This window comes from Ruegeria sp. YS9, from assembly GCF_024628725.1.
GTDB classification, from domain to species: Bacteria; Pseudomonadota; Alphaproteobacteria; order Rhodobacterales; family Rhodobacteraceae; genus Ruegeria; species Ruegeria atlantica_C.
Genome location: NZ_CP102409.1, coordinates 808,606 through 824,889, shown reverse-complemented (window position 1 = coordinate 824,889; position 16,284 = coordinate 808,606). Strand labels below are relative to the sequence as shown.

Genomic DNA, 16,284 nt, shown 5'->3' with positions numbered 1-16,284 from the left:
CCCATGACCGAAGCTTATATTTATGACGCTCTGCGCACACCGCGCGGCAAGGGCCGCAAGGATGGCAGCCTGCACGAGGTAACCTCGGTGCGCCTGTCCGCCCTGACCCTGAACGCGATGAAAGAACGCAACAACCTGGAAGGCCACGCCGTCGAAGACGTGATCTGGGGCAACGTCACGCAGGTGATGGAACAAGGCGGCTGTCTGGCGCGCTCGGCTGTTCTGGCATCGGACCTGGACCAGTCGATCCCCGGCCTGGCGATCAACCGTTTCTGCGCGAGCGGAATGGAAGCCGTGAACCTGGCCGCAAACCAGGTCAAGGGCGGCGCGGGCGACGCTTACATCGCAGGTGGCGTTGAGATGATGGGCCGTGTTCCCATGGGCAGCGACGGCGCGGCGATTGCCGTTGACCCCTCTCTGGCGATGGAGACCTACTTTGTGCCGCAGGGCATCTCGGCCGATATCATTGCAACGGAATACGGATTCAGCCGCGATGACGCGGACGCTCTTGCGGTTGAATCGCAAAAGCGCGCGGCGGAAGCCTGGGCCGACAACCGGTTCGAAAAGTCGGTCATCACCGTCAAGGACCAGAACGGCCTGCCCATTCTGGACCGTGACGAATACATGCGCCCCGGCACCGACATGCAAAGCCTTGGCGCACTGAACCCGTCCTTCCAGATGATGGGCGAACAGATGCCCGGCTTCGACAAGGTAGCAATGTTGAAATACCCGCATCTAGAGCGGATCAATCACATCCACCATGCCGGCAACAGCTCGGGCATCGTGGATGGGGCTGCGGCCGTCCTGATCGGCAACAAGGAATTTGGCGAAAAATACGGCCTGAAACCGCGCGCCCGCATCAAGGCGACCGCCAAGATCGGCACCGACCCGACCATCATGCTGACCGGCCCGGTTCCGGTGACCGAGAAGATCCTGGCCGACAACGGCATGAAGATCAGCGATCTGGACCTGTTCGAAGTCAACGAAGCCTTTGCCTCGGTCGTGCTGCGGTTCCAGCAGGCGTTTGACGTCGATCCGGCCCTGGTCAATGTCAACGGCGGCTCGATCGCGATGGGTCACCCGTTGGGCGCAACCGGTGCGATCATCATCGGCACCTTGCTGGACGAACTGGAGCGCCAGGACAAGGAAATCGGTCTGGCCACGCTCTGCATTGCGTCCGGCATGGGTGCGGCAACGATTATCGAGCGGGTCTGATGCCCAAGCTGGATCTCTCTCAGATCCCGTTCAAGGGGGGCTCGTCCTATCCGGGCAAGCTGGCCGAGGCGACCGCTGGTCGTTTCGTGCAGCGCGTCGGGGATGCGGGCGGGCTGACCCAGTACGGGGTCAACATCGTGCGGCTGGAGCCCCGGGGCCTTTCGTCGCTGCGCCACTACCATATGGAGCAGGACGAATTTGCCATCATGCTCAGTGGCAAATGCGTGCTGATCGATGACGATGGTGAGCATGAGATGCTGCCCGGTGACTGCGCCGCTTGGCCCGCTGGTGAGGCCAACGGCCACCACCTTGTGAACAAAACCGATGCGCCCGCGACCTTTTTGGTGGTGGGCACACGGACCCCGACCGAGACCGGCTATTACAGCGACATAGACATGATGGTGAAGGATGATGAGAACGGATTCTCTTTCACCCGGAAAGACGGCAGCCCGCTGACGGCTGACCAGATTGGAGATGACAATGACTGATTTCACTCTGACCAAAGACGCGGACGGCGTCGCTTTCGTTACCTGGGACGCCCAGGGGAAATCCATGAACGTGCTGACCCGCGAAGCTTTTCAGGAAGTCAGCCAACTGATTGATCAGGCCCTGAGCGACGACGAGATCAAAGGTATTGTCATCACCTCGGGCAAGGAAGGCTCTTTTGCCGGTGGCATGGACCTGAACACACTGGCGACTATCCGTCAGGAAGCGGGTGACGAACCCGCACAGGCGTTGTTTGATTTCGTCATGGGCGGGCATCACATCCTGCGCAAGCTGGAATTGGCGGGCATGGACCCCAAGACCAAGAAAGGCGGCAAACCCATCGCCTGCGCGATCAACGGAACCTGCGCCGGGATCGGGACCGAGATCGCACTGGCGTGTCATCACCGTGTTATGACCAGCAATCCAAAGTCCAAGATCGGTCTGCCCGAAATCCTGTTGGGCATCTTCCCCGGCGGCGGCGGCACCATCCGTTACAGCCGCATGGTTGGTGCAATGGCGGCGGCCCCCGTACTGCTTGAAGGCAAGATGATGGACCCGGCCAAGGCCAAGGGCGCGCAGTTGATCGACGCGGTTGCCGACGATCCGGTTGCCGCGGCCAAGGAATGGGTTCTGAATGCCAAGGACGCTGATCTGGTGAAACCCTGGGACGCGAAGGGCTACAAGATGCCCGGTGGCGCGCCTTACCACCCTGCCGGTTTCATGACCTTCGTGGGCGCGAGCGCCATGGTTCACGGAAAAACTCAAGGTGCGTTTCCTGCGGCCAAAGCCCTTCTGAGCGCGATCTATGAGGGCGCGTTGGTTGATTTTGACACCGCTTTGAAAATCGAAGCCCGCTGGTTCACCAACGTTCTGATGAACCCGTCCTCGTCGGCGATGATCCGGACACTGTTCCTCAACAAGGAAGCGCTTGAAAAAGGCGCGGTCCGTCCGAAAGGTGTGCCCGATCAACGCGTCAAGAAAATCGGCGTTCTGGGCGCTGGCATGATGGGGGCCGGTATCGCACTGGTTTCTGCCCAAGCTGGCATGGAGGTCGTTCTGATCGACCGTGATCAGGAAGCGGCCGACAAAGGCAAAGCTTATACCGAAACCTATCTGGACAAAGGTATCAAACGCGGCAAGGTCACGGCTGAAAAGAAAGAGGCCATGCTGGCGCGCATCACGGCGACACCGGATCTGGACCATCTGAAAGGGTGTGACCTGATCATCGAAGCCGTGTTTGAAGACATGGGCGTAAAGGCCGAGATGACCAAAAAGGTCGAGGCGATCATCCCGGAAGACTGCATCTTTGCCTCGAACACCTCGACCCTGCCGATTTCAGATCTGGCCAAGGCAAGCGTGCGTCCGGACCAATTCATCGGCATCCACTTCTTCTCGCCGGTCGAGAAGATGTTGCTGGTCGAGATCATCAAGGGCAAGGAAACCGGTGATCGCGCCGTTGCCAAGGCTCTCGACTATGTGCGCCAGATCCGCAAGACGCCGATCGTGGTCAACGATGCGCGCTTCTTCTACGCCAACCGCTGCATCATTCCGTACATCAACGAAGGTGCACGGATGATCACCGAAGGCGTAAGCCCCGTGCTGATCGACAACGCGGCGCGTCAGCTGGGCTTCCCGGTGGGGCCGATTCAGCTGACCGACGAAACCTCGATTGATCTGGGGGCCAAGATCGCCCGTGCGACCAAGGCAGCCATGGGCGATGCCTATCCGGAAAGCCCCTCGGACGATCTGATCTTCTGGATGGAAGAACAGGGCCGTTTGGGGCGCAAGGCAAACGCCGGCTTCTTCGTCTATGACGAAAAGGGCAAACGCGTCGAATACTGGAAGGGTCTTCAAGAGAAGTATCCACTTGCCAAAGACCAGCCCGACCTGATCGAAGTACAGGAGCGCCTGATGTTCGCGCAGGTTCTGGAAGCGGTTCGGGCGCTGGAAGAAGGTGTGCTGGAAGACATCCGTGAAGGCGACGTAGGCGCCATTCTGGGCTGGGGCTTTGCGCCTTGGTCCGGTGGTCCGCTCAGCTGGCTCGACATCATCGGCACGCCCTACGCAGCCGAACGATGCGATCAGCTGGCCGAGAAATATGGCGAACGCTTTGCCTGCCCGCCGCTGCTGCGTGAGATGGCCGAGAAGGGGCAAACCTTCTACGGGCGCTTCAACCCCGAAGCAAAAGCTGCCTGAAACAGTGATGCAGGCGCGTGAGTTCACGCGCCTGCATCGTTTTTGTCAGTGTTTGGTTAGATCTGCCATTCGGGCCGCAAAAACAGCACCGGTGCGTTTGGACGCCCCGGTCGACCCGGCCGCCTGACCCCAGAGGGCGGACGGATCGGAAATATCGGTTCCTGCGGAATGGGTGCAGGCAGGGCACCCAATGGATTGGCAAGGGCCGACATATCGCCCCTGCTTGCAATCTGGTTGACCAGCTCTGTGCCGGTGTCTTCATCGGCGACATCGTAACCAGCCCCGCTGGCTGTGCCGCGCATGTTGAACAGGCCGGAAGGGCAGTACGCTTGCAGGCCGCCCTCGACAAAGATCACCTGATCTTCGTCGAAAAACAGGGAACGGACTTCAAACGACGATCCCGGTGCCTGCGACATAAACCGACCCACGCCATTCAGCAATCGTGCGGAGACAACGGAACAGCCGCTGACACTGGCATCAATCTGCGACAGGTTCAGAGCGATGCCCTGCTCGGGCATCAGCCAGACGGGGCGCCCGTTATATGCGGCGCGTGCAGGTACGAAAACCGGCAAATACTCGGAACGGCGCTCTTCGGCAGGAATGACCACGACGCTGGTCGAGATGCGGCGCACCTCTTTGAACCCGTGATCCAGAGTTCGGACCAGATCGCCGACGGCAATGCGTTCAACCGGTTTCCACCCGCTGGTTGTCGCAACCTTCGTGCCGTTCAAAAAGCCACCACGGCGCGCGTTCACGGCGTGGTTCAAACCGGATGGATCAGTTTCTAACGACTGATCAAGATATACGGAAATACTCGTAACTTCAGACACGTGCCTAACCCCCTTTGGCACAAACTCACTATGCCAAACAGCTAACATCAAAAATCGGGACTGTCTTATTTCGGACATATTTATGCCCAATTTAGGCCGTCTCAGCGCGTTCTCAGGGCGATTTGGTAAACACTCACAAGGCTTAAACAGGCTTTTGTGCAATTTTCGAAACGGTCAGCATGCATGGAACTTACGAATCCATCTGCACCTGATCCGTTGAAATGAACCCGCTTGTTGAGGTTGCAGCCGCAAAATCCGTTGGCAGTGCGCTGTTGTACGTTTCAGGCAAGTTCCTGCTGGGTGGATGACCGCCTGGCCCGCCAGCCCAGCAAAACCCCTGCCGCCGCGATCAGGACAATCCCGGACACTTGCATCAAATCAAGGGCCTGACCCAGTGCGACGAATGCAAAGAGCGGCCCGAAGATCATCACCGAATACTCGAACACGGCCACGTAAGAGGTCTCGCCTACCTGATAGGCCTTGATGAGCATGAAGACGGCAATCGTTGACCCGACGGCCTGAACAACAATCCATTGCAGCGCGGGCCCCACTTCCCAGACCCAACCCCGTGTAACAAAGCCGTCCGGCCCGTCCAGCGTGGCAACGGGTGCAACTGTGAACAAGGCGGCACCCACGGCCCCTGACAGCCCAAGGGTAATGACCATGGCTGCCAGCATCGCTACCGTGCTTTCACGCGCGCAATATGTCCGCGTCATGATCGAACTCAAGGCATAGAAAAAACCAGCGGCAACCGGGAAAACCGAACGCATGTCAAATGCAACCGGGTTTGGCTGCAAAACCAGAAGAGTGCCCGAAAAACCGACCAGAACGGCCAGAATGCGCCATGGCCCGATCTTTTGCCCGAGCGCTATGGACGAAATCAACAGCACGAAAATCGGCGAGGTGAACAACCCTGCCAGGGCTTGCGCAATCGGCATCATCGACAGCGACGCAAAATAGAAAAACATGGCCGTCGTGATCAGAAGACTGCGCAAGGTGACCGCTCCCCACCGATGGGGCCTCAGCCCGCCCAGCCCCATAAGGGACAGGCCGACAATCAGCGGCAGCATCAGCAATGCACGCATGAAATGGAATTGCCACAGCCCGACCGTCTCGGCCAGCAGGATCACAACATTGTCGATCACGCCGATGATCGCCATTGCAGCCACCATAAGGACCGAAGCCAGCACCGGAGAGGTGGTCGTGTCTTGCTGCATGTCCGCGCCTTTGTTGCGATCAAATTTTTCCTGACGGGTATCCAGCACAAATCGGAATACCTGCGCAACAGGTTTGCGCCCGGCGATTTCACCATGCTAAGCTGTGGCAAAACAATTTCGAGCAGACCCCAACCAGATGACGGCCCTGAAACAGTACCAGCGGATCGAAGCCACCGGTCTGTGGCGCCCTTCGCCCGATGAACAGCGGCGCGAAGTTGTGGTATCGATTGGCAAGGCCACCCTGACCATTTCCGATTTCAATGACAGGGCTTTGACGCATTGGTCTTTGGCAGCGCTTGAACGGCAGAACCCCGGTGTCTTTCCGGCTGTTTTTTGCCCCGACGGCGATCCGGATGAGACACTGGAACTGGGAGAATCCGAAACCACGATGCTTGAAGCGATCGACCGGCTGCAACGTGCCATCGAACGCTCTCGTCCTCATCCCGGTCGTTTGCGCTGGATGAGCGTCGGAGGCGTTGTGGCCGCGGTTCTGGCGGTATTGTTGTTTTGGCTGCCCGGTGCGTTGCAAAACCATGTTGTCTCGGTCGTGCCCGAAATCAAACGACAGGAGATCGGAGACACGATTTTGCGGCGGATCGAGCGCGTCTCGGGCCCGGCCTGCACGTCTGTGGATGCGCAGGCTTCACTGGATCGCATGGCCAGTCGTACGGGCGTCCGGCAGATCGTTATTCTGCCCGCGGGCGTTCAGGACAGCCTCAGCCTGCCGGGTGGCACCGTTCTATTGAATCGTGCCCTGGTAGAAGACCACGAAGACCCTGCGGTCGCAGCAGGTTATGTTATCGCAGAGCGCGCGCGGACGGCGCTCAAGGACCCGCTGGATGATCTGCTGGACAGAACCGGGGCATCCTCGGCCTTTCGGTTGTTGACGACCGGGGAACTGACACCTGAGATCATTGACACCTATACCGAACAGGTCCTCTCGCAGCCCCGACCATCCCTTCCGGACGACGACTTGCTGGCGATGTTCTCGCAAAGCGCCCTGCCCTCTACCCCTTACGCCTATGCTCAGGACATTACCGGTGAATCAGTACTGGGTCTGATCGAGGCTGATCCCATGGCTGGCCGTACCCTGGAACAGGTGTTGCCGGACCGCGATTGGGTCCGGCTGCAAAACATATGCGGCGAATAATCCGGGTTACTTGGTTCCAAACATCCGGTCGCCCGCATCGCCCAGACCCGGCATGATATAGCCTTTCGAGTTCAGTTCGCGGTCCAGTGCGGCGGTGACGATGTGCACATCCGGGTGCGCCTCTTTCATACGCGCAACACCTTCCGGCGCGGCCAACAGACAGAGAAAGCGGATATCCGTCGCCCCCGCCTCTTTCAGCAGGTCAATCGCCGCAGCCGAACTGTTGCCGGTGGCCAGCATCGGATCCACCGCGATAACCAAACGGTCCTTCAGGCTCTCGGGTGCTTTGAAGTAATACTGCACGGGCTTCAGCGTTTCTTCGTCGCGATACAGGCCGACAAAACCGACGCGCGCGGAGGGAACCAGCTCCAGCACCCCATCCAGCATCCCGTTTCCAGCGCGCAGGATCGACACCAGCGCCATTTTCTTGCCCGCCAGAATGGGGGCGTCCATTTCTTCCATCGGTGTTTCGATATGGCGCGTGGTCAACGGTATTTCGCGCGTGACCTCATAGGCCAGCAGCAGCGTAATTTCGCGCAGCAACTGCCGGAATACGGCGGTCGAGGTCCCCTTGTCCCGCATGAGCGTCAGTTTGTGTTGCACCAGCGGGTGATCGACGACGGTCAGATGTTCGCTCATGTGTTCTCCAGTCTTTTCTTGACCCGCGCACGGGTATCATCATCACAAAAGGCCGCTTCCAGGGCGGTCTGATTCAGGGCCGCAAAATCTTCGGCCTCCCAGCCGAAGGCTGCGTTCAACATCTCATATTCCCGTCGCATGGTCGTGTGAAAAAACGGGGGGTCGTCTGTGGATACCGTGACCTTCACGCCTGCATCGCGCAGGTTCGCAATCGGGTGGGCCGCAAAATCGGGGAAAAGCCCCAGAACCACATTCGATCCAGGACAGACCTCAAGAGTGATGTCCCGGTCGACCAGTTCGCGAACAAGGTCTGGATCCTCGAGGGCGCGAACACCGTGTCCGATGCGCTCGACCCCCAGATCGCGCACGGCATCGCGCACGCTTTCAGGGCCGCCGAACTCTCCGGCATGTGTCGTCAGGCGAAGCCCGGCCTCGCGTGCGCAGTCGAAAGCCCATTTGAAATCGCCCTGAGTGCCAACGGATTCATTTCCCCCCATGCCAAAACCGGTGATCCAGTCGCCCGCAGTCTCTGCCGCGCAATAGGCGCTGCGCTTGGCTTGATCGGGACCGAAATGGCGCACACAGGTAATGACACCGCGCAAAGTAATGTCAAACTTGCGCTCGGCCTCGTCCGCCGCGTCCTGAATGGCGTTCAGATAGTCCCGCCAGGCGTGCAGGTCGCCGCCGCCACAAAAATCGGGGCTCAGAAAAGTCTCAGAGTAGACGACACCATTTTCGGCGCTTTCTTCGAGAATGGCCAATGTCAGCCGCCGGAAGTCTTCAGGCGTTTTCAGGACTTCGCAGGCGGCCTCATACACATTCAGGAAATGCGCGAAATCGCGGAAATCATAAGATCCGTCCGGCTTGAAGATACCGCTCAGATCCACCCGTTTTTCATGCGCAAGCTGGCGAATGAACGCCGGTGGCGCGGCGCCTTCGTGATGCAGGTGCAGTTCTATTTTCGGCAGGTCGGCGACGCTCATAGAAAATTCCTTCCCGGTCCTTGCGCCGGAATGTTCAGGTGATGGGCGATGCTGGCGGCAATGTCGGCAAAGTCCACCTGGCCGATCTGCCCCGTGCCTGACCCGGAAATCAGAACCGGTACTTGTTCACGTGTGTGATCTGTCCCGGTCCAACTGGGATCATTGCCATGATCGGCGGTCAAAACCAACAGGTCGCCGGGGCGGAGCCGGGGCAGAATCTCGCCGATCTCGTGGTCGAACCATTCCAATGCTCGGGCATAACCGCTGATATCGCGGCGGTGGCCGTACAGACTGTCGAATTCAACAAAGTTGGCGAAAGTCAGGCTGCCCTCTTCGGCGTCATCCACCAGATCTGAAAGGTGCTGCATGAGTTCAGCGTCCGACCCTTTGCGCAGCGTGTCGATACCCTGCATGGAAAAGATGTCGCCGATCTTGCCCACTGCGTGCACTTTCCGCCCGGCATCCTGCGCCCAATTGGTCAGAACCGGAGCGGGCGGCTGAATGGCGAAATCCTTGCGGTTGGTTGTCCGTCTGAAGCCCGCCTCTGGCGTGCCGACAAAGGGGCGCGCAATGACACGACCCACTTTCATCTCGTGCAAGCGCGGGGCAAGCGCGCGGCACATACCCAGCAAACGGTCCAGCCCGAAACTCTCTTCATGGGCTGCGATCTGAAACACACTGTCGGCTGAGGTGTAGCAGATCGGCCAGCCGGTTCGCATATGCTCGGCACCCAGTTCAGCGATGATCGCCGTGCCCGAGGCATGGCAATCGCCAAGGATGCCTTCGGTCCCGGCGGCCTGGGCCGCTGCGCGGCTCAGGTCCGCAGGAAAAGCTGGAACCGTATCCGGGAAATAGTGCCAATCCCAGGGCACCGGCAGACCTGCCAGCTCCCAATGGCCCGAGGGCGTGTCTTTGCCGGGCGAATGCTCGCGCGCGCAGCCCCACAACCCATTGGGTTCGGCGTCCAATCCGGGGGTTGCGTCCCCAGACGCCAGTCGCGCAGCCGCACCCAACCCCAGTGCGTCGAGGTTCGGCAGGTTCAAAGGACCCGAGCGACCGTCTTCGGCCCGCCCTTCGGCACAGGCCTGCGCGATATGAGCCAGCGTGTTTGCCCCACTATCCGGGACGTCGCCATTGAAAAAACGATCGGCATCAGGCGCACCGCCTATTCCGACGGAATCCATGACGACAAGAAAAGCACGGCTCATACGCGAACCCTTTCGTGGATCAGATCTGGAAGCGTCGGAGCCGTATCGCTGATCTCAATCGCGCTCAGCACGGTTTCTGCGGCTCGGCGCGCGGCATCTTCCCGCGCAGCATGGATCACGGCAATCGGCGCGCCTTTGGACACGCGATCGCCAAGCCGAAGAATACTGGATATCCCGACGGCGGGGTCGATCTCGTCACTTTCGACCTGACGGCCACCGCCCAGCGCAACCACGGCAAGACCCAGAGCTTCGCCATCGACGGCCGAGATGAAGCCGTCCTGCGGGGCCGGAACCTCTTGGATGACATTCGCCTCAGGCAGGAACCGAGCCCAGGTCTCGACGAACTGAACGGGGCCACCAACAGCTGCCATCATGCGACCAAATCGCTCTGCGGCGCGTCCGTCACGGATGATTTCAAAGATTTTGTCACGCCCCTCCTCGACCGAACCGCACATTCCTGCATCGGTCAGCAAGACGCCCCCCAACTCGGCAGAAATGTCTGCCAAAGGTGACATATCCGACGTGGTCAGCACTTTCATCACCTCAGCGATCTCCAAAGCACTCCCCAACGCCGGGGCCAAGGGTTGATTCATGTCAGTGATCACCGCCGACGTGCGACACCCTGCTGCGTTGGCGGTCTCGGTCAATGCGGTGGCCAATTTGCGGGCATCTTCCATCGTTTTCATGAAAGCGCCGCTGCCGACCTTGACGTCAAGAACCAGAGCGTCCGGGCTGGCGGCCAGCTTTTTGGACAGGATCGACGCTGTGATCAGATCCAGGCTCTCGACTGTCGCGGTCACATCCCGCACCGCATAAAGACGCTTGTCTGCGGGCGCGATCTGGCCCGTCGCCCCGACGATGGCCGCGCCGGTATCGCGCAGAATCTGCGCAAGACGGTCCTGCCCTATCTGAGTGCTGACCCCCGGGATGGCCTCAAGCTTGTCAAGCGTTCCACCGGTGTGCCCCAGGCCCCGGCCCGAGATCATTGGGACATACGCCCCACATTCCGCAAGCGCCGGGGCAAGAACCAGGCTGACACTGTCCCCGACACCACCGGTCGAGTGCTTGTCGACCACCGGTCCGTCCACATCCCAGGTCAGTACGTCTCCACTGTCGCGCATCGCGATCGTCAAATCCGCACGTCCCCGAGGGCCCAAACCGCCCATGCAGACGGCCATGGCAAAAGCCCCGGCCTGCGCGTCGCTGACGCTTCCGTCCGCAAGCCCCTGCGCAAACCAGATCAGCTCCTCGCGACCGGGCACCTCCTGCCTGCGCAGTTTTGCTATGATCGAGCGGGCATCCATGCGTTCAGACATCCTCCATATGAGACGCGTCGAATGCGCCCGGCAACAAATCCCCAATGGTTGTCTCGAATTCGGCACCGTCCACGGTTGCCAGTGTAACTTTCACATCGCGCTTGCCAAACTCGGCCAGTTTCTGGCGGCACCCACCGCAGGGCGGCACAGGCTGAGGGCTGGAGGCAACCACGTAGACCTCGGTCAGTTCCTGCTCGCCCGCGGCAACCATCGCGGCGATTGCACCGGCCTCGGCACAAGTGCCTTCGGGATATGCCACGTTCTCAACATTGCAACCGGAATAGACCTGACCCGAGGAGGATCGAAGCGCTGCGCCAACCTTGAAATTCGAATAAGGCGCATAGGCGTTTTCGCGGACTGACAAGGCAGCGTCTTTGAGCGACATGGCGATTCCCCGTTTTTTTGATCATCTGGTCAGAAATTTGGACCGTTAAGTAAAAAGGCAGAGGAATTGAAGCCCCCAGCCAATGTTTTTCAGTCAGCCCAGTGTTGTCGTGAACGTACCGGGCAAGGTGACTTCCAGCAACTCGATGTTGTCCGAGGGCGAGGACAAGCGCGTGCGCATCCCGGGCGGGATGACAAAGGCGTCTCCCTGCTCCAGCCGATAGGGCTCGCGTCCTTCGCCTTCCAGTGTGACCGCTCCGTCCATCACGAAGGTAAAGTGAATGTCCGTATCGTGGCTGGCCCATTCGGTATCGCCCTGCCCTTTGCGAACGACCTGAACGCCTGCGACCCCTTTGGTGTTCTCGGCAATTGTCGTGTCGCGGCAGATGTAACCCGGAAGGCGGAACGGTACCCATTCGGCGTCCTTGGCCCGGTTGTAGACAAAGCGTTGTCCCTGCCATTCGCGGTCCGGGCGAAAATGCGGCGTGGGAAGCTGCATGTCATGGTCGATTTCCGTGAAATGTTCCGCTGGCACACCTATCTCGATGACCTGAACATTGTCCGACGCCTCAAGCACGCGGTGACGAATTTCCGGCGGCTGGATAAAGCAATCCCCTGCGGTCAGGCGCATTCTCTCTCCCTGATCCTCATAGACGACATCCACCCAGCCATGAATGCAGAATATCAGTTGGAACCCGACTTTGTGAAAATGCACCATATCGGGCACCGGGCCCCCGTCCGGGATGCGGATATGGCTGGCGATGATCGATCCGCCCAGACGATCCGGCACCAGATCGCGATAATGCATCCCCGCCCGACCGATGATCCAGGGAGCCTGATCCTTGAGCCTGCGCACCACGAAGGAATGAACTGTTTCAGGCATCACCAGCGGCGGATTTCGCTCTTCGATTTCGATCCGGGTCCCATTCGGCGCAACAAGAACGCGTTGGCCATCTGCAAAGCGTTCCGGGTCATCTGTCAGGATGCGCAATGTTCCCGGACCTTCGGGCGCGTCTTTTTCGATCCGCAACCGCAGACCGTGCCCTGAAAACACTGCGACGCGCGGATCGTCTGCGGGATAGATCATGTCCATCTGCATCCCCAACACCTTGGTATAAAAGGGGATGTCGTTTCGAATTTCCTGGGTTGGCAAACGAAATTCAGCTTGGGTCTGCGAAGGCTCGGCTGTCTTTGTCATGAGATGTCTCGTCAGATTTCGATTTTGGCCATCCGATCAGAACAGAGGCCAAAATGCCAATCGAAAAGAACATCTCGAGCGTTTCTTCCATGACGAAAAGCCGCGTTTTCATAACTGTCGACAAAGCGTCGCTGTGCAGCCCGGTATATTCCTCAAGAAGCTGAGCGATGACGGCAAGACAGCCGGCCGCCATGAACGCGATCATAAAGGGAGCGCGCCGTTTGACAGCACGCCATCCCGTCGGGGCCCCATGCCAGATGACGCCGCCCAGGATAACGCAGGCCAGGAAGACCCTGACCACATTGACGTCCAGCACGACATCCAGACCGTCAAGGATCAGGAACGGCAAACTGCCTTCAGGGTAAACGCCTGCTTCCAGCTCACGCTCGGCCAACAATAGGAATGTCAGCCCGATATACAGCCGGGTGACACCCGGGTATCGCCACAACGCCACCACCCCCGCAACAAGCAAACAAACCGCGGAAACCGTTTCGAACAATCCGCCTTCCTGGTTGAAGAACGCTGCCTGTTCCGGCCAGATGACAATCGCACCGAGAAGCATAATTCCCGTCACCGCCGCAAACCATATGGTCAGCCGCGCAAGTCCAGTGCCGGCCCCAGGACCGTTGGACAGGCCGTGGGCCTGATCATCTGTCTTGTATGTCATTGCTGCTTCGTCTTGCCTGAGTGTTTGTGCGTTTCGCAAAGTTATCTAGATGTAAAAAAATTGTGTCAAAATTCAACCCATGTCCGGCTCGCAACTGCGACACGTCGGCACTGTTACGCAACGTAGCCAAGCTCGGACGAATAGTTTAATGTTAAATCAAATTCTCAGAGGGAACTGAATCTCCAATGTCTGACACCCCCAGCCTGCGACAGGCCGCGCTTGACTATCACGCCCATCCGAAACCTGGAAAACTCGAGATAAAGGCCACAAAACCGATGGCCAATGGTCGCGATCTGGCGCGCGCCTATTCGCCCGGCGTTGCCGAGGCCAGCCTTGAAATCAAAGCCGACGCCGCAAACGCGGAAAAGTATACGGCGCGCGGCAACCTTGTCGCCGTGGTGTCCAACGGCACTGCGGTTCTTGGTTTAGGCAATATCGGGGCGCTGGCCTCGAAACCGGTGATGGAAGGCAAAGCCGTCCTGTTCAAAAAGTTCGCAGGCATTGACTGTTTTGATATCGAAGTCGATCAGCCCGATCCGGAAAAGCTGGCGGATATCGTCTGCGCGCTGGAGCCGACATTCGGGGCCATCAACCTGGAAGACATCAAGGCGCCGGATTGTTTCATAGTCGAAAAGCTGTGCCGCGAGCGCATGAACATTCCCGTTTTCCACGATGACCAGCACGGAACCGCCATTGTCGTGGGGGCCGCTGCGAAGAATGCTCTGCATGTAGCCGGTAAGACATTTGCAGACATCAAGGTCGTTTCAACCGGCGGCGGGGCCGCGGGGATTGCCTGCCTGAACATGCTGGTGAAACTGGGTGTGAAACAGGAAAACATCTGGCTGTGCGATATTCACGGGCTCGTCTACGAGGGGCGTGCCGAGGATATGAACCCGCACAAGTCGCAGTTCGCGCAGAAAACGGACTTGCGGACTCTGGATGATGTCATCGGCGATGCGGATCTGTTTCTGGGCCTGAGCGGCCCGAATGTCCTGAAGCCTGAAATGGTTCAGAAAATGGCCGATCGTCCGATCATCTTCGCACTGGCCAACCCGACGCCAGAAATCCTGCCTCAGGCCGCGCGTGAGGTTGCTCCGGACGCGATCATCGCCACCGGGCGCAGCGATTTTCCCAATCAGGTCAACAACGTATTGTGTTTCCCGTTCATATTCCGGGGCGCTCTGGATGTGGGCGCGACCGAGATCAATGACGCGATGCAGATCGCCTGCGTTGACGGCATTGCGGAAATGGCCCGCGCGACGACAAGCGCCGAGGCGGCTGCCGCCTACAAGGGCGAGCAACTGACCTTTGGGCCGGATTATCTGATTCCGAAACCCTTTGATCCGCGTTTGGTGGGCGTCGTCTCATCTTCCGTTGCCAAGGCAGCCATGGAAAGCGGCGTCGCAAAGCGCCCCATCAAGGATCTTGAAGTCTACAAGGAAAAACTCAACCAGTCTGTTTTCAAGTCGGCGCTTTTGATGCGCCCCGTATTCGAGGCCGCGGCCGTCGCATCCCGTCGCATCGTATTTGCCGAAGGCGAAGATGAAAGGGTGCTGCGGGCTGCACAGGCCATTCTTGAGGAAACAACGGAAACACCGATCCTGATCGGACGCCCCGAAGTCATCGAATCCCGTTGCGAAAAACTGGGCCTGACCATTCGCCCGGGCACGGACTGCCAGATCGTGAACCCGGAAAACGATCCGCGTTATTACGATTACTGGAGCTCGTATCATCAGATCATGCAGCGCCGAGGTGTGACCCCGGATCTGGCCAAAGCGATCATGCGCACAAATACAACCGCCATTGGCGCGATCATGGTGCATCGGGGCGAGGCTGACAGTATGATCTGCGGCACGTTCGGCGAATATCGCTGGCATCTGAACTATGTTGAACAGGTGCTGGCCGACGGCGACCTGCGCCCGCACGGCGCGTTGTCGCTGATGATATTGGAAGACGGCCCCCTGTTCATCGCCGATACGCATGTCCGGCAATTGCCGACACCGGAGGAGTTGGCCGAATCGACCATTGGCGCCGCGCGGCATGTTCGTCGATTCGGGATCGAACCCAAGATCGCGTTCTGCTCGCAGTCGCAATTCGGCAATCAGGCGGAAGGATCGGGAAAACGCCTGCGCGCAGCATTGGACATCCTGGACCAGAAACCGCGCGACTTTGTATATGAAGGCGAAATGAACCTGGATGCGGCCCTTGATGCGGATCTTCGGGCGCGGATTTTTCCGGGTTCACGCCTACAGGGCGCGGCAAATGTGCTGATCTTTGCCCATGCGGATGCGGCCAGCGGCGTGCGCAATATCCTGAAAATGAAAGCGGACGGGATCGAAGTCGGCCCCATTCTGATGGGAATGGGCAACAAGGCGCATATCGTCACCCCATCCATTACCGCACGCGGATTGTTGAACATGGCTGCCATCGCGGGGACGCCGGTGGCACATTACGGGTAAACCGGCCGCCCGACACCCTGAACCGCATCCCCCGCGGGGGTGCGGTTAACACAATTCTCACACTTTGACGGCTATATGTCGTGGCATCTCCGTGGGAACCCTGGGGCACGCGGAAGAATGGCGAATTGGCATTGTGCCGACTCGCCTCGGACGTGATCTTTTGCACGGTCGAGTTTGCAAGTTTGCAAAATGGCCTCTTCGGCGCAGAAAATCCAATGGCGAGAAAGAAGTTTGCAAAAATTTGCAAGCCTTTGCGCGAATTACTGCAAATATTTTGCGATAAACTGACGCGTCGTCATTTGACGCGCTTGCCCGATAGTTTTCTGGGTCCTAACA

At 59.0% G+C, this 16,284-nt stretch carries 14 protein-coding genes; 5 read left to right on the top strand and 9 right to left on the bottom strand.

The features are described from left to right. Nucleotides 1–3 precede the first annotated feature (3 nt). From NOR97_RS04270 to NOR97_RS04260, 3 genes are read left to right on the top strand one after another with little or no spacing between them, the layout of a single operon-like run. The gene (locus NOR97_RS04270; RefSeq protein ID WP_171363086.1) at nucleotides 4–1,215 is read left to right on the top strand and encodes an acetyl-CoA C-acetyltransferase; all 1,212 of its coding nucleotides are present in this window, start codon (nucleotides 4–6) and stop codon (nucleotides 1,213–1,215) included. Beyond that, the gene (locus NOR97_RS04265) at nucleotides 1,215–1,703 is read left to right on the top strand and encodes a cupin domain-containing protein (RefSeq protein ID WP_170347235.1); all 489 of its coding nucleotides are present in this window, start codon (nucleotides 1,215–1,217) and stop codon (nucleotides 1,701–1,703) included. The genes NOR97_RS04270 and NOR97_RS04265 overlap by 1 nt, the downstream gene beginning before the upstream one ends. Beyond that, complete coding sequence (locus NOR97_RS04260) at nucleotides 1,696–3,897, top strand: 3-hydroxyacyl-CoA dehydrogenase NAD-binding domain-containing protein (protein ID WP_257600300.1); 2,202 nt, start codon at nucleotides 1,696–1,698, stop codon at nucleotides 3,895–3,897. Before NOR97_RS04265 ends, NOR97_RS04260 begins: the two co-directional genes overlap by 8 nt. Before the next feature lie 56 nt (nucleotides 3,898–3,953). Here the strand turns inward: NOR97_RS04260 and NOR97_RS04255 are convergent, their stop codons facing one another. Then, a complete protein-coding gene (locus NOR97_RS04255; protein WP_257600299.1) occupies nucleotides 3,954–4,727 on the bottom strand; it encodes a Hint domain-containing protein in 774 nt (257 codons plus the stop codon). A gap of 281 nt (nucleotides 4,728–5,008) precedes the next feature. Continuing rightward, on the bottom strand, nucleotides 5,009–5,944 hold the full coding sequence (locus NOR97_RS04250; RefSeq protein ID WP_257600298.1) for a DMT family transporter: 936 nt from the start codon (nucleotides 5,942–5,944) through the stop codon (nucleotides 5,009–5,011). A gap of 136 nt (nucleotides 5,945–6,080) precedes the next feature. Between NOR97_RS04250 and NOR97_RS04245 the strand changes: the two genes are divergently transcribed. Then, nucleotides 6,081–7,094, top strand: coding sequence for a hypothetical protein (locus NOR97_RS04245; protein WP_257600297.1), 1,014 nt, complete (start codon nucleotides 6,081–6,083; stop codon nucleotides 7,092–7,094). 6 nt (nucleotides 7,095–7,100) lie between these two features. Here the strand turns inward: NOR97_RS04245 and upp are convergent, their stop codons facing one another. From upp to NOR97_RS04210, 7 genes are all read right to left on the bottom strand, one after another. Beyond that, nucleotides 7,101–7,733: a uracil phosphoribosyltransferase gene (upp, locus tag NOR97_RS04240; protein ID WP_170347240.1), complete on the bottom strand. Its 633-nt coding sequence runs from the start codon at nucleotides 7,731–7,733 to the stop codon at nucleotides 7,101–7,103. Then, complete coding sequence (locus tag NOR97_RS04235) at nucleotides 7,730–8,716, bottom strand: adenosine deaminase (protein ID WP_257600296.1); 987 nt, start codon at nucleotides 8,714–8,716, stop codon at nucleotides 7,730–7,732. Before NOR97_RS04235 ends, upp begins: the two co-directional genes overlap by 4 nt. Next, entirely contained in the window at nucleotides 8,713–9,924 is a 1,212-nt protein-coding gene (locus tag NOR97_RS04230) for a phosphopentomutase (protein ID WP_257600295.1), read from the bottom strand. Before NOR97_RS04230 ends, NOR97_RS04235 begins: the two co-directional genes overlap by 4 nt. After that, nucleotides 9,921–11,228 (bottom strand): thymidine phosphorylase, encoded by a 1,308-nt coding sequence (locus NOR97_RS04225; protein WP_257600294.1) that lies wholly within the window; start codon nucleotides 11,226–11,228, stop codon nucleotides 9,921–9,923. Before NOR97_RS04225 ends, NOR97_RS04230 begins: the two co-directional genes overlap by 4 nt. Before the next feature lie 4 nt (nucleotides 11,229–11,232). Next, nucleotides 11,233–11,625: a cytidine deaminase gene (locus NOR97_RS04220; protein ID WP_170347243.1), complete on the bottom strand. Its 393-nt coding sequence runs from the start codon at nucleotides 11,623–11,625 to the stop codon at nucleotides 11,233–11,235. Nucleotides 11,626–11,718: 93 nt separating this feature from the next. Further along, nucleotides 11,719–12,822, bottom strand: a complete 1,104-nt coding sequence (locus tag NOR97_RS04215) for a cupin domain-containing protein (RefSeq protein ID WP_257600293.1) — start codon at nucleotides 12,820–12,822, stop codon at nucleotides 11,719–11,721. Next, nucleotides 12,785–13,489, bottom strand: a complete 705-nt coding sequence (locus NOR97_RS04210) for a hypothetical protein (protein ID WP_257600292.1) — start codon at nucleotides 13,487–13,489, stop codon at nucleotides 12,785–12,787. Before NOR97_RS04210 ends, NOR97_RS04215 begins: the two co-directional genes overlap by 38 nt. A gap of 185 nt (nucleotides 13,490–13,674) precedes the next feature. Between NOR97_RS04210 and NOR97_RS04205 the strand changes: the two genes are divergently transcribed. Further along, nucleotides 13,675–15,948, top strand: a complete 2,274-nt coding sequence (locus NOR97_RS04205; RefSeq protein WP_257600291.1) for an NADP-dependent malic enzyme — start codon at nucleotides 13,675–13,677, stop codon at nucleotides 15,946–15,948. Nucleotides 15,949–16,284 lie beyond the last annotated feature (336 nt).

Coding starts and splice junctions, on each gene's coding strand:
- NOR97_RS04270 (WP_171363086.1), top strand. CDS start 4: ATGACCGAAGCTTATATTTATGACGCTCTGCGCACACCGCGCGGCAAG.
- NOR97_RS04265 (WP_170347235.1), top strand. CDS start 1,215: ATGCCCAAGCTGGATCTCTCTCAGATCCCGTTCAAGGGGGGCTCGTCC.
- NOR97_RS04260 (WP_257600300.1), top strand. CDS start 1,696: ATGACTGATTTCACTCTGACCAAAGACGCGGACGGCGTCGCTTTCGTT.
- NOR97_RS04250 (WP_257600298.1), bottom strand. CDS start 5,944: ATGCAGCAAGACACGACCACCTCTCCGGTGCTGGCTTCGGTCCTTATG.
- NOR97_RS04245 (WP_257600297.1), top strand. CDS start 6,081: ATGACGGCCCTGAAACAGTACCAGCGGATCGAAGCCACCGGTCTGTGG.
- upp (WP_170347240.1), bottom strand. CDS start 7,733: ATGAGCGAACATCTGACCGTCGTCGATCACCCGCTGGTGCAACACAAA.
- NOR97_RS04235 (WP_257600296.1), bottom strand. CDS start 8,716: ATGAGCGTCGCCGACCTGCCGAAAATAGAACTGCACCTGCATCACGAA.
- NOR97_RS04230 (WP_257600295.1), bottom strand. CDS start 9,924: ATGAGCCGTGCTTTTCTTGTCGTCATGGATTCCGTCGGAATAGGCGGT.
- NOR97_RS04225 (WP_257600294.1), bottom strand. CDS start 11,228: ATGGATGCCCGCTCGATCATAGCAAAACTGCGCAGGCAGGAGGTGCCC.
- NOR97_RS04220 (WP_170347243.1), bottom strand. CDS start 11,625: ATGTCGCTCAAAGACGCTGCCTTGTCAGTCCGCGAAAACGCCTATGCG.
- NOR97_RS04215 (WP_257600293.1), bottom strand. CDS start 12,822: ATGACAAAGACAGCCGAGCCTTCGCAGACCCAAGCTGAATTTCGTTTG.
- NOR97_RS04210 (WP_257600292.1), bottom strand. CDS start 13,489: ATGACATACAAGACAGATGATCAGGCCCACGGCCTGTCCAACGGTCCT.
- NOR97_RS04205 (WP_257600291.1), top strand. CDS start 13,675: ATGTCTGACACCCCCAGCCTGCGACAGGCCGCGCTTGACTATCACGCC.